General features: G+C 58.8%; 9 protein-coding genes. 4 read left to right on the forward strand and 5 right to left on the reverse strand.

Annotation, left to right across the window (positions count from 1 at the left end):
- Nucleotides 1-132 carry a hypothetical protein gene (locus EK416_RS18065; protein WP_281023845.1) on the reverse strand — a complete coding sequence of 44 codons (132 nt, stop codon included), beginning with the start codon at nucleotides 130-132 and terminating at the stop codon, nucleotides 1-3.
- Here EK416_RS18065 and EK416_RS00790 point away from each other — a divergent pair.
- On the forward strand, nucleotides 131-1,477 hold the full coding sequence (locus EK416_RS00790) for a condensation domain-containing protein (protein ID WP_245433894.1): 1,347 nt from the start codon (nucleotides 131-133) through the stop codon (nucleotides 1,475-1,477). The genes EK416_RS18065 and EK416_RS00790 overlap by 2 nt on opposite strands.
- Before the next feature lie 100 nt (nucleotides 1,478-1,577).
- Here EK416_RS00790 and EK416_RS00795 read toward each other — a convergent pair whose 3' ends face one another.
- Nucleotides 1,578-4,586, reverse strand: coding sequence for a condensation domain-containing protein (locus EK416_RS00795; protein ID WP_245433895.1), 3,009 nt, complete (start codon nucleotides 4,584-4,586; stop codon nucleotides 1,578-1,580).
- 364 nt (nucleotides 4,587-4,950) lie between these two features.
- Between EK416_RS00795 and EK416_RS00800 the strand changes: the two genes are divergently transcribed.
- The 3 genes from EK416_RS00800 to EK416_RS00810 all read left to right on the forward strand — a co-directional run bounded on the left by EK416_RS00800 (nucleotide 4,951) and on the right by EK416_RS00810 (nucleotide 9,495).
- Nucleotides 4,951-6,027 carry a siderophore-interacting protein gene (locus EK416_RS00800; protein WP_164729793.1) on the forward strand — a complete coding sequence of 359 codons (1,077 nt, stop codon included), beginning with the start codon at nucleotides 4,951-4,953 and terminating at the stop codon, nucleotides 6,025-6,027.
- Between the two features lie 351 nt (nucleotides 6,028-6,378).
- Complete coding sequence (locus tag EK416_RS00805; protein ID WP_245433896.1) at nucleotides 6,379-8,430, forward strand: TonB-dependent receptor; 2,052 nt, start codon at nucleotides 6,379-6,381, stop codon at nucleotides 8,428-8,430.
- Between the two features lie 114 nt (nucleotides 8,431-8,544).
- Nucleotides 8,545-9,495: an ABC transporter substrate-binding protein gene (locus EK416_RS00810; protein WP_127075367.1), complete on the forward strand. Its 951-nt coding sequence runs from the start codon at nucleotides 8,545-8,547 to the stop codon at nucleotides 9,493-9,495.
- A gap of 52 nt (nucleotides 9,496-9,547) precedes the next feature.
- Here the strand turns inward: EK416_RS00810 and EK416_RS00815 are convergent, their stop codons facing one another.
- From EK416_RS00815 to EK416_RS00825, 3 genes are read right to left on the reverse strand one after another with little or no spacing between them, the layout of a single operon-like run.
- On the reverse strand, nucleotides 9,548-10,600 hold the full coding sequence (locus EK416_RS00815; RefSeq protein ID WP_127075369.1) for a FecCD family ABC transporter permease: 1,053 nt from the start codon (nucleotides 10,598-10,600) through the stop codon (nucleotides 9,548-9,550).
- Nucleotides 10,597-11,610 (reverse strand): FecCD family ABC transporter permease, encoded by a 1,014-nt coding sequence (locus tag EK416_RS00820; protein WP_127075371.1) that lies wholly within the window; start codon nucleotides 11,608-11,610, stop codon nucleotides 10,597-10,599. Before EK416_RS00820 ends, EK416_RS00815 begins: the two co-directional genes overlap by 4 nt.
- Complete coding sequence (locus EK416_RS00825; protein WP_127075373.1) at nucleotides 11,607-12,395, reverse strand: ABC transporter ATP-binding protein; 789 nt, start codon at nucleotides 12,393-12,395, stop codon at nucleotides 11,607-11,609. Before EK416_RS00825 ends, EK416_RS00820 begins: the two co-directional genes overlap by 4 nt.
- Nucleotides 12,396-13,216: the final 821 nt, after the last annotated feature.

The following is a 13,216-nucleotide window of genomic DNA, read 5'->3' on the forward strand; positions in this document are numbered from 1 at the left end:
TCAGCCTGCGTCGAACGGCATCGCTTTGATGCAGGTAAACTGATCGCAAACACAATCTACAGCGTCGTGGCGCGTCTGACTTGCGGCACGATGCTGCAAGTCCTCACGCTCATCATCGATGAGGTATTTCATGCATGATATCGACCCGGGCGCCGGCTGGATGCCGCTGACCCTGCCTCAGCTCGATTTTTGGGAAGAGTTCCTGTTCCATCCCAATCAGCCGCTTTCGACCGTTGCCCACTGTCTCGAAATGGATGGTGAAGTCGATTGGGTGGCCTTGCTGAAAGCTATCGCCCAAAGCGCTCGCGAAGCCGAGGTTCTGTCGATGCGGTTTCGCATACCGGCGAAAGGAGAGGCGCCGCTGCAGCGCTGCGATCCGGATCGCATTCCCACACCCACGTACTTTGATCTACGCAAGTTTCCAAATCCGGTCGCAGAGGCGCGCCGGCGGATGGATGGCGATGTCGCGGCGAAGCTCGACCTCCGAACTGACATGCTCTCCACACAAGCGCTGTACCGCGTCGGGGCCAAACGATACCTTTGGTATAGTCGCGCTCATCACATCATCGTGGACGGCTATGGCCTTGCCCTGATCGAGCAACGATGCGGCCATCTCTATCGCCATTATCAAGGGTTGGAGGACCCCGGCATTCCCTTCCACTCTTTCGCCAGCTTCATCGAAGAGGAAACAGCCTATAGGGAAAGCGCTCGATGGCACGCCGATCGGGCCTACTGGACAAACTATCTCGCCCAGGAGGTCCCCGTTTCGGTCCTCGACAAGAGCAAGGAGGATTACGGAGGTGGCGGCCACCATTCCGATGACAAGCTTGAGGACGAAGTGTCTCGAAACCTGTCGGATCTTGCCTCATCCATCGATCTTGGCTGGCCGGACGCTCTGAACCTTCTGACGGGCGCCTATCTGTACCATGGCCTCTCTCCCGAGGAAGGCGGAGGCAGAACGAGGCTTACGCTCTGGTTGCCGTTCATGAGCCGCTGGGGCAGCGTCGGCGCCTATACCCCGGCGATGCTGGTGAATATCATTCCCTTTCACATCGCCTGCGACCCGAAGGAAACTTTATTGGATTTTCTGGCGCGCAACGCTGTGGTGCTCAGAGAACAGCGGCTCCACGGTCGGTTTCGTATCGAGCAGATTGCGGCCGACTATGGTCTTGCAAAGGGACAACGCTTTTTCTTCTCGCCGCTCATCAATGTTTTGCCCTTCGGCTCGCCGGAATTTCGCGGATGCCGTACAGCCAGGCACGTCCTTGCCAGCGGCCCCGGGGACGGCCTCAACATCACCTATCGCGGCCAGAACGACGGAAGCCAACTGACTGTGCAGATCGATGCCGACGCGGCGATTATCGGAAGGGATCGTTTTGATAGGCATCGGCGAGCATTGCGGAGTTTTCTGGCGACCGCCGTCGCTCCGGGAGCAGCGACGCTTCCGATGAGCGAGTTGTTGCGGCAGTCCGACTGACACAGAGCCGTTCAATCAATACCGGTCTCGATTGGGATCACCCTGATCGAGACCGGATCAGCGCGGCACATCGAACCGTACTGCGCTGATGTCGGGCTCGTCATGACAGCTTGGAGATCGGCCGGATCGATACGCCCGGCTTCGAAAACGAGGCAAAGACATCACTCGTCGTTTTGCGCAAGCGCTCGACCTGCTGGGGCGTATAATGATCGCTCCGATAGCTCATAAGCACGCGGATCGACCGCTCCTTGTCGATCTCTTCTTCCATCACCTCAAACTGCAGCCCCAGAAGCGATTCATGTTTGTCGGGATCGATCTGACGAAAACGAATTTGAGACCCGCCGGGATTGTTTATCGCTCCGTTCAGTTTGTTCTTGGCGTGTATCTGGATGAAAACCTCGAACAGGTGATCACGCCCCGGCTCCATGCCGAGCACCTCTTCCACCAGATCGATCGGAATATCCGTATACGGCATGGATCCGTTGATCGTTTGCTTCACGGTATCGACCAGTTCCCCGACGCTGGTGGCGGCCTGAAACTGCAAACGGTGAGCGACAACGGTGGTGAAATAGCCGATCGTATCGAAAAAACTCGAATCGGTGCGCCCCGAAGCCGAAGTCCCGATGACGATGTCGGTCAGTCCCCCGATCTTGTGAAGCGATGTCACGATCGCCGCGTAGACGACATTGAAAAGAGAGGCGCCGCTTTCTTTCGCAAGTCCATAGAGGCCGTCTGAAACGTGGCGCTTCAGCTTGAATTCGACCCAACCGCCCGCAGGTGAGGCGTCGCTTGAGAAATGCGGAACGGGAGCGGCGACGTCGAAGAGCTTGAGTTCCTTCGGTGCCGTCCGGAGCCTTTCCGTCCAATAATCGAGGTGTGTGCCGTTCACCCCGGCGGTCATTTGCCGGCCCGCAAATTTCGCGAACGGAATGGGCGCTGTCGTCCAGACGGGAACTTCTCCTGTCGCTCGGGCGCGATACGCATGCACCAACTCGTCCATCATCAGATTGACCGACCATTCATCAAGAACAATGTGATGAAACAGGAAGGACAGGGTTTGCCGTCCCGTAATAGGATCGATCAGGAAGCGCAAACGGATCGGAAGTTCTCTGGCAAGGTCGAAACGGTAACACGCTTCCGACTGACGGCTTATTCCTGCGCTGTCTAGACTGGTCCAGAACCACTTGTAACGATGCAGTTCCTCGGGGGGCACCTCTCGCTGGAGTATGCCGCAGTCCTCCGGAGTGAAGAGTGTACGCAAGCCGGAATGACGCTCGAGAATATCCTGGAACGCTCGCTCGAAGACACGCTCGTCGACTGGATCGATAAAATCGAGCGCGAATGGAATATTGAAGACCTCGCCGAAGTCGAAGGCTTTCCAGGCTTTCCAAAGCGAAGCCTGTGCCAGCGATAGAGGCGCAGTCAGAGGCTTCTCATCCCTCTTATCCTTCGAATGCGAAACTGCGGCGTCTGACAGGCGTGCATATCGCGCAAGCGAAGCCGCAGTCGGATGGCTGAACAACTCGTTGAAGTGGATTTCGATCCCATGCTTGCTCAGAAGGCGACCGATGATCCGGGTAGCAGTCAGCGAGTGACCGCCATGATCGAAGAAGTCGTCGTCGGGGCCCATCGTGGCGAATGCGAGGGCTTCGCGAAATTCGGCGAGAATAAGAGCGGTGACGCTTTCCGTTTCGACAGCGACAGCTTCAACCGGCCGAACAATAGGGCTCGTCCCCTGCGCTTTTGCGATATGCGCGGTGATAAGCGGAGGGGCCCACTCCTCTATCTCTCTCTCGCCACCGAGGAAGGCGACAAAGCGCTCCAACAGAAACGCACAGGCATAGCGGGAGATCGCTTGCCCGGTTGAAAGCTCAAGCACGACATTGCCGTCAGCGTCAAAGCCGGTAGCCAATTCCAAATCAGGCCGCGGTTCCAGAGTTGGAATCAGGAGATGTTCAAAGATGATTTCGCCACGGGACGTGGCTGGATCATCAAGTCGTGTGACATGGATCTCTGGTACGCTTGGGTCTGGAGGCAGTGGAGAGCCAGGCGTCCCTCCCTCCAGCCGGGCCAGAATAAGGTCGAGAGCTTCTTTCGCGGAACAGCCGCTATCGAAAGCTATTACAGTTTCATGCCCCAAATCAGACGCAGCACGACGCTGCGAATTTGTGTTCTCGATCAGCTTGTCTGCATCAAACCGATGCCGATTCAGCGCAGCCGACGATGAGCCGTCCAGATCTTCCTTCCGATGATGAAGGACCAAGCCAATTTTCGCGTGACAGCCGAGGCGGCATACGAATCGAGCGAAACGCTCGGAAATTGTCGCGATGAGCGGATCAGCGAACGGAGAAGAGCCCAGCACTTCCGCGTGGACGATAGCACGGCAGCAGGTGGTCGTGTTTCTTCCAGACGGCGCCTTCACCCCCGACGATCCGAGATCAGCGTGTTCGATCGAAAGGTTCTTCTCCGTTCGCCGGATCCAGCCTATGGGCGCCGCACGATTTTCGTCGAAAGAGAAAGGAGAATAGTACCGTTGTGCGGTTTCAGGCCGTCTACCTTCATACGCGCCCATAAGGGCGCGAACAAGAAACTCAGGCGTATAAGCCTCGTCAAGAATGCGATTGAGGAACAGGGCGATATAAGCGTCGCTGCGAGTCAGAAACAGCTCCGCTCGAAAAGGCGGCACGCGCTCGGGATCCCAAGTTTCACTTTGCCGCGCCAGCACGGCTTCGATGAGCTCATATCGTGAGCCGACGACCCGGATAGCCACGCATTCGCTTTCCCGAGCAGATATCTGTCTGCGAAGCCCCCCCTCTTCGTCGAAGTAATAGCGGGCGTTCAAATCTGGCATCGCCAGTATGGTCTTGTAGATCGACGATACAAGCTTAGATACGTTGAGGCTTCCGCTTAAACGATAGATCGCGCTTCGGACGCAGACTGCATCAGGCTCCTGCTGCTGGAGTAGCCACATCCGCTCTTCATGCTCAGTTGGATGACGATTAATTTCCGAGATTTTTGCAGATACGTCTCTGATCGTGTCAGTCGGCACGAGCTCTTTTGCGAGATTTGCAAGTTCTTTGGCAAATTTCGCGCGTTCGGCAGTCGTCATCAAGCACTCAACGTCACGCATCATGCAGCTTCCGTTCCTACAACTGCCTTACCTTCTTGTTATCATTATAACTCAGGCAAAGACGACGATTGGGCGTCATGTATGCCTGAACGTATAATCGCTTTTCATACATTCTATCAATGGATATGTTGGCGCGCGCTGCAATTAACTCACAGCCCAGCGTCGCAACAATCAATAATTATAACTAAAATAATTCAAAAATACCGAAATACTTGAGATATGCCTTGTCGCAAGACAGACCTGTCAGTAGCATCGCTCGTCACGTTCATTCACCTGAATGAGCGCCCGTTTTTATTCGACAAATCTCTGGAAAGGTCGAAGAATGCGCCTCGTTGCGACAGCAGTGGCTACTGTCAAAGATCCAATCCGCGTCATCGAAAGCGCTTGCGACCATTTTTCGGATCATGACGCGGAGGTGCGACGCGAAGAGGCCGCCTATGTCGTAACCTTTCCCTTCGGCATCGGCTATCTGGCACCGAAGGCGAACGCGATCTCGTTGCGCGCAGAAGCCGATGAGATGCTGGGGCTTTATTATATGCGGATGGCGCTTGCCGGCCACGTCAAGGAACTGGCTGGCGCGCCCGAGCCGGACATCGTCTGGTCTGGCGACGGAAGCGCTATCATGACGCCGCCAAATTTCCGACTGATCCGGGTTCGTGCAATCCGCGACATCACTCCGCACATGCGGCGGGTTGTCTTCGCGGGGTCGGACCTCGCCCGCTTCGCCTCAGACGAGGATCTTCATATGGGCCTCGTCATCCCGCAGCCGGGCACGACGATGGTTGTGCCGACGATCGGCAAGGACGGTTTGCTGTGCTGGCCGGAAGGGATGGCGCGCCCTGTGATACGGCGGTACACGACGCGGCGCTGCGATCCGCAGGCCGGCACGATGGAGGTCGATTTCGTGCTTCACGACGACGCCGGGCCTGGCGCGGCCTTCGCTGCAAACTGCAAGCCGGGCGACGTGCTCGGTGTCGCGGGGCCCTTCGGCAGTTCGGTTCCTCGGGATCGCGGTTGGTATCTTCTCGCGGGCGACGAAACGGCGCTTCCCGCTATTTCGCGGATGCTTGAGTTTCTGCCGGGGACCGCGCGCGGCGTAGCGCTGATCGAGGTCGCTGACGAAGCGTGCGAAGTGGAAATCGCGAACCGCACGGGCATCGAGCTGCGATGGCAGCACCGAGGCGGTAAGGCTCCCGGCACGACGACCCTACTGCCTGACGCCGTTCGGGGCGTCGAGTTCCCCGCCGATCCTTCCTCCGTTTACGCATGGGTCGGCTGCGAATTCGATGCGTTCAAAGCCATCCGCGCCCATTTGCGCAAGGAGCGCGGGTTGAAGAAAGGCCAGCAACTCGTCGTCGCCTATTGGCGGAAAGGCGCGAGCGATGAAGAAGTCGCGGAAACGCCCCAGCGTGACGACTGAGGCACCAACCGGGAGCGGGCACCGCACTCCCTGCAAAAACTCGCGTAATTAGGCTATCGGCGGACCGGGCCGACTCCGCCGATCTGCATATTTTGCCGCGGAACAGCGAGAACCGGCAATCTGCTAACGTTTGCCTATTTGCGCCTAGAATGCGTATAATTCTAGGCCTTCCATAATATAGAATGATTATAACTATATAAGACACAGTTACGGACAAATTTTGCCCGAATTGTATCGACCAGAGTTGAAATACGTCTCTGCCTAATTCATCCTTTGTGCGGGCATTCTAATGGGCACCGGGGAGAAAAACTGGGCATGTTGTGGGGCAGCAGGGCGGTTTATGCCGCAACGATGGCGTTTGCGTCGACGTTGGTTGTTGTATCGGCAAGCGGACAACAAGCGTTCGCGCAGGAAGGGACGGTCGCCCTCGACACGATCACCGTCACCGGCGAAAAGATCGAGCGCGATATCATGGAGACGGCGTCTTCGGTAAGCGTGATAAGTGCGGAGGATCTCGCCAAAAAGCAAAGCGCAGCAACCGTCGCCGATGCAATCAACGACATTCCCAATGTTGTCTATCCCGGCACAGTCGGTGCACCGATCATCCGCGGGCAGGATACACAAGGGTCGAATTTCGGGTCGACGGCGTTCTTCGGCGGCACCATACCGCGCGCGACCGTCAATCTCGACGGCCACTATTCAAATTTCTATGAGCTTGTATACGGGGGAACCTCGATCTGGGATGTCAAGAGCATCGAGGTGTTTCGCGGTCCGCAGACGACCACTCAGGGCGCGAATGCCATCGCTGGCGCGATTATCGTCAACACCAACGATCCGACCTTCAATACGGAAGGGGCATATCAGGTCGAAGTCGGAAACTACGACAAGCGCCGCACGTCGCTGATGGTTAACCGTCCCATTATCGACAACGAACTCGCCGCGCGCTTTACTCTCGATTACTGGAGTCGTTCGACTTTCATCGACTATACCAATCCGACTTTTGCAACGGGTGACAACGGCGTCAATTTCAAAACCTTGAACGGTCGCGCCAAACTCCTCTGGACACCGACGGACATCCCAAGCCTGACGGCTAAGCTGACATATGCACACACCTATAACAGCCGTCCAACCTACGAAGCCGCCTCGGTTCCGTATGAAGACCTCAAGAACCGGACAGGATCAATGCCGGCCTACGAGCAGGATACCGACAGCGGCGTCCTCGACCTGTCTTACGATCTTGGCGGAGGGATCAAGCTTTTCAATCAGTCGCAGATTTCGAGTTCGCATATCGCACGCACGATCATACCGGAAACTCTCGGCGCAGCGACCATCGATCAGGAAAACATCACGAACGAAGCGCGAGTGACTTACGGCGACGTCGGCTCGCGGCTCAGCGGCGTCACAGGTGTCTTTATCGCCCACACCACGTCGGAAGACTGGCTCAACAACCGGGGCATATCCAGCTTCGACGACGAGAAGCTGAATGTCGGTATCTACACCGAGTCGACCTACAAGCTTACGGATCGCTGGACGCTAACCGGCGGTCTGCGCTACCAGCGCGACAATACCCAACGTTGGGGCAGTTCGGCAGGATTCGCGCCTGGTGTGTATCTCAACTTCGATGAAACTTACGACGCATGGTTACCGAAAGTGTCGCTCGCTTATGAGGTTATCCAGGACGTGACGGTCGGCGTCCTGTTCAACAAGGGCTATACCCCCGGTGGCGTAAATCTGAGTTTTGCGAACAGTAAGTATCTTACGTTCGATCCGGAGACGGTTAACAATTACGAACTTTTCACTCGCGCCAAGCTGTTTGACAACAAGCTTACGTTGACCGGCAACATTTTCTACGCGGACTATTCCAACGCCCAAAGACTTCAAGACGATTACCTTGGAAGCATTTTGTATGGTGCCATAGTCGTTAACGCCGATAGCGCCGAGGCGTACGGCCTTGAAGTCTCTGGAACCTATCAACTTCGAGACGACTTCCGTATTCGCGCGGGCGCTGGCCTGCTTCACACCCGGATCAGCGAATATACCGACGCGGCCGGAGACGCGGTCAACGAAGGCAACAAATTCGGAAACGCTCCCGGCTACACGCTGAGCGCGGGCATCGATTGGGATATCATCGAGAAGGTCAAGTGGAGCATCGATGTGCGCCATACGGATGGTTACTATTCCGCCGACGACAATAACCCACTCTACCACGTCGATAATTTTACCGTCGCCAACAGTCGGATTTCCTACGACTGGACCGATAACACCCAACTCTACGCCTATGTGAACAACATCTTCGACGAGCGCACCCCGCTTTGGAAGTATCAGGATCGGTCGATCGGCGGCGTAGCGGCAAACATGCTGGAACCGCGCATGATCGGCGTCGGTATCAAGGGCACGTTCTGACGCCGCAGTAAGGTTTTCCGCCGGTTCAGGTGATGCGTGCGGCGGGACTTTTCAGGGGAGGATCCGGAGTGCTTCAGAGCGCTCCGGATCGTCCTCATTCAAAAGGAACCATCCATGCGATTGCAGATCCTGTTCGCTCTTCTTTTCGCTATCAACGCCGCCGCCTTCGCGGGAGAACGCACGGTCACCGACGACACAGGGCGAACCGTCACGATCCCAGACGAACCCAAACGCATCGTCGTCATGCATGAGCCGCTGCTCGGCGTGCCGTTGATGGAACTTGGAATAGGCGTCGTCGGCGGTTACGGTCGCACTGATGACGGCAAGTTCGTCAGCATCGATTTCATCGACACGGTTCTCGGCGACGGGTTGCCCAAACCGAAGGGCATCGGGCCGGTTGGGCAGGTCGACCTCGAACGTTTGCTTGCGCTCAATCCGGACCTTATCATCGGTATTGAAATCGACGTCGACAAGGTGGCCCAGCTTTCGACGGTTGCGCCCGTCTACCTTCAGAAAATCAACGGCAGTAAAGCGCGCGGCATCGGCGTGCAAAAAGACCTCGCGCAGCTCCTGGGGCGGCAGCAGGCGTTCGCGGAGCGCGTGGCCGTCTATCGCGCGCGCCTTGAGGCGGTTCGAAAGGTTCTGCCCTCCGATCCGACCGGCAAGACCTATCTCGCGGTCTTCCTCACCGATCAGCTTAACGCGGTTAGCGATCTATCTGGCGCGATTCAGGCGATCGACGATCTTGGCTTCACGCCGCTGAAGCTGCCCCAATCGTCTGCATCCGGCATGGGCTCGACGCTGCTCGCACCGATGAATCCCGAGGTCTTCGCGCGGGCGAACCCCGATCTTCTGATCGTCATGAACACCTATATCGGCGCCCGCGACGAAGCCGGCACGCGCGCCGCCCTCGACCGCATCGTGCCGGGTTGGGATCGGTTCACGAAGCCGGTCCGCGAGGGAAATGTGGTGTTTCTCGATTCGTCGAAGGTTACGACCCCGACGGTTGCCAGCGCGCTGCACACGTTGGACGCCATCGAGGCCTGGGCGAAAAAGAAGCGCTAAAGCGCTCTGCGCGTGCATTTTTCAGTGCAAGCGTGCCAATCAGCATCTATCCTCACCTTCGCCTGCTTGAAACGGACAGCGTGACGATGAAAATCGGCACGCCGATCAGCGTCAGGCTGAGGCCGATAGGCAGGGGGATATTACCGAGCAAGCCGCGTGCAAGAGCGTCCGCCGCCACGACGAGAATGCCGCCCATCAGGCCCGAGAGCAGCAGCCGCGGCCGACCGACCGCCGGGGATACGAAACCCGCGAGGTGCGGGGCCAGCACTCCGAGGAATGTCAGCGGACCGACGGCAGTGACGGCCGACGCCGCCAGCATCACGGCAAACATCAGCAGCACCGGCCGCGACCGGCCGACCGGCTCGCCCAGCGCCATCGCCATTTCGCTTCCGAGATCGTAGGCCTGAAGCGCGCGCCCGGCGAACAAGATGCCGACGAGGCTTGCAACGAATACGACCGCAAAGCTCGCGATGCCGGGCCAACTCGCGCCAAACAGCGAGCCCGCCACCCAGTCGGACAAGGCATAGGAGGTTTCTGGCGGGGTATAGAGGAGAAGAAGCGTGTCGACCGATGAGAGCACGGTCTGAATCGCGATGCCCATCAGCAGGATCGAAAGCCCGCTCGACCGCTCACCGCCCACGAGCCAGATCAACAGCAGCGCAACGGCGAGCCCGCCTCCCATCGCAGCGAACGCGACGAGTTCCCGGGGTGCGCCGGGAGCGATGACGGCAAGCAGCATGATCATCGTCATGGCTCCCTGGCTGAGCCCGAATAGGCCAGGGTCGGCCAAGGGATTGCGGGCGATGGATTGTAGGATCGCGCCCGCGAGCGCAACGCACCAGCCCGCCATGAAGCCCATGACGATGCGGGGCAGGCGCACCGTCCACAAGGCGTAGGCCTGTTCGTCGCTCAATTCCTTCCCAAAGAACAGGCGCAGGAGATCCGACATTCCAGCGTCTGTCCTGCCGAGCCCCGTCGAAAGGGCCGCGAGCAGAACCGCCGCAACGACGAGACCAGCCGCAGCCAGAAGATTGCCCGTCGGGATTTCCAGGCCGGTCGAGAAGCGGAACACCGCCTTTCCGTCTGTCGCTCGCTCGTGCCTCATGCAAGCCCCCTCGCCGAGCCGGACAGATAGAACCGCCTCACGATGACGATGAACACCAGGCCGCCAAGGAGATCCATCAGGACGCCCGTGTGGAGCACATAAGGGTGGAAGGCCGCGCGGGCGCAAAGGTCTGCAATCAGGCAGACGCTCGCACCCGTGACCATGCACGCCGGAAGGAGCGCCGAGAGATTGGAGCCGACGAGCGGGCGCAGGATATGCGGCACGACGAGCCCCACGAAGCCGATCGGCCCGCAGATCGCGACCGCCGATCCAGAGGCCAGAACCGTCGCCCCGATGGCGAGATTCGAGACGAGACCGACCCTCACACCCGCCGAAGCTGCCTTTTCATGGCCGAGAAGGATCAGCGTCAAGGAGCGGGAAAGCGCCGCGAGAAGCAGCAGCGCTGCGGCGCCGATCCACCAGAAAGCGTAAAGGCGGTCGCCGTAGACATGGTTGATGTTGCCCGTCACCCAGCCGAGGAAATCCATGCGCCGAGCCGGGTCCGACAGAAGGAACGCATTCGCGATGCCGATGAAAAGGATCGACACGAGCGCTCCCGATAGAATCAGGGCGAGTCCGCGCGGATCAGCCGAGCCGCCAGCCAGTCGCGCGACGGCGAGGCAGGCGAAAAACCCGAAAAGTGCGCCGACAAGCGCGGCCATTCCCTGCGCCGTCATGCCGAAATCGAAGAGATATGCACCGGCGACAACGAAGACTGTCGCGCCCGCGTTCATGCCGAGCGTCGAAGGCGAGGCGAGCGGATTGCGCACAAGCCCCTGCAGCACCGCGCCGCTCACCGCCATGGTGGCGCCGACGTAGATCGCGATGAGCGCGCGTGGGAGCCGCTGGTAGAGGACAACCGCCCCTTCGTAACTGTCGGCTTCCATGTGAAAAAGCGCGCCGATCGCGTCAAACAGAGAAATGGAGCCGGGACCGAGGGAGATATTGGCGAGGAAGGCGAGCGCGAGGACAAACGGCGTGCTCGCGAGAACGAAGCTCCGCCGCGTCATGCCGTGACCGCTTCCGCGTGGAACATGCGCGGCAGGCAGACGACGCGGCCATCACGCGAGAAGATGTCGGCTTCGAAATCGAACGCCTGCTCCACGTTGGCCGCCGTCATGGTTTCCTGCGCAGGCCCCGCCGCTACGACCTTGCCATCGCGCAGCATCACGACGTCATCGGCGAAAGCCGACGCCAGATTGAGATCGTGCAGCACGACGATCACCGTCTTGCCGTGACTCGCAGAAAGCACGCGCACGAGGCCGAGCACCGCATATTGATATTTCATGTCGAGATGGTTCACCGGCTCGTCCATCAGGATGACGTCCGCCTCCTGGGCCAGCACCATGGCAATCCAGGCGCGCTGCCGCTGACCGCCGGACAAGGCGTTGACCTGACAGCCGGCTTTATCCGCGAGACCGACGAGGTCGAGAATCTCCGCGAAAAGCTGCCGGTCGCGCGCGGACGGGCCGCCGACGAGCGAATAGCGCGAGTATCCCGCCAGTTCGATCAACTCGCCGAGCGTCATGTAGTCGGGACACTGACACTCCTGCGGCAGGTAGGCGATCCTTTTCGCGAGCGCCTTGCGCCCAAACGTCCGGATTGGCTGCCCCTCTAGCCGGATCTCGCCACCGCTTACGGGCATGAACCCCATGATGGCCTTCAGGAGCGTGGACTTGCCGCAGCCGTTCGGCCCAACCAACGCCGTCACCCGGCCACGCGCGAAGCTTGCGGACAATGCATGCAGGACGACGAGCCGCCCGTAACCCGCTGTGACATGTGTGACCTTGAGCACCGGGATTCGTTCTCCGTGATTTTCCGAATTCTCGCGAGGCCCAAGGTAGATCAGGTCGAAGTTACCCCACAAGGATATTCGTCGCTTATTGGCTATAATGGAAATCAAGCCGATGGGTGCATTTGCGTTACAGAATTTATATTTATAATAATTCCAACTCGATTGAAGTACACTGCGCGAAAGCAGGTGCCCACCCTTCGCAGGCGGGCGGGTCATCATCGAATTCAAGGGGCATATCATGCAGAATGGCGCGCCTGCTGCGCCGGCGGCGCGGATCGCGTTGCGAATGGCCCGGTTTTTGTGAGTGGCCGGGACAAGGATCTGTTCGACATAGGCCGGGAAGTCCTCGCCGTTAATGGGGCCGTCCAGCACGAAGGGCGCGGTGATCGCGTCATGGCGCAGTGCGGCGAAAAACTCGCCGTTTTCCAGTGGCCATGCGGGACTTTGGCGACGAGCGGCTTGCCGCGTCGGCACCAGCCGGCCGTGCGGGTCATGTTGGTTTTAGCCCGGTTTTCATCGATGAAAACAAGGCGGGATGGATCAAATCGGACCTGATATTTCTTCCAGCGCAGCCGGCGCCGGGCGATATCGGGGACGGTCCTGCTCGGCTGCGAGCAAGGTTTTTTTAAGCTGATCTCCCGGCGTTTGAGGAAGCGCCATAGCGTGTCGCGGGACACGGTCACGCCGCGCTTGCGCAGTTCATCGCGAAGGCATGAAGCGTCAAATCGGGCTTCTCATCCGGTCACGCCAACAGCTAATCGCGCTCCGCCTCTAAAAGCAAAGGGCGTTTGCCACCCATGGGCTTTGGGGCAGCGCTGCCA

It is taken from the genome of Rhodomicrobium lacus, assembly GCF_003992725.1.
Lineage (GTDB): Bacteria > Pseudomonadota > Alphaproteobacteria > Rhizobiales > Rhodomicrobiaceae > Rhodomicrobium > Rhodomicrobium lacus.

Excerpts from the sequence above, each read along its gene's own strand:
- EK416_RS00790 (WP_245433894.1), top strand. The coding sequence starts at position 131 with ATGCATGATATCGACCCGGGCGCCGGCTGGATGCCGCTGACCCTGCCT.
- EK416_RS18065 (WP_281023845.1), bottom strand. The coding sequence starts at position 132 with ATGAAATACCTCATCGATGATGAGCGTGAGGACTTGCAGCATCGTGCC.
- EK416_RS00795 (WP_245433895.1), bottom strand. The coding sequence starts at position 4,586 with ATGACGACTGCCGAACGCGCGAAATTTGCCAAAGAACTTGCAAATCTC.
- EK416_RS00805 (WP_245433896.1), top strand. The coding sequence starts at position 6,379 with ATGGCGTTTGCGTCGACGTTGGTTGTTGTATCGGCAAGCGGACAACAA.
- EK416_RS00810 (WP_127075367.1), top strand. The coding sequence starts at position 8,545 with ATGCGATTGCAGATCCTGTTCGCTCTTCTTTTCGCTATCAACGCCGCC.
- EK416_RS00815 (WP_127075369.1), bottom strand. The coding sequence starts at position 10,600 with ATGAGGCACGAGCGAGCGACAGACGGAAAGGCGGTGTTCCGCTTCTCG.
- EK416_RS00820 (WP_127075371.1), bottom strand. The coding sequence starts at position 11,610 with ATGACGCGGCGGAGCTTCGTTCTCGCGAGCACGCCGTTTGTCCTCGCG.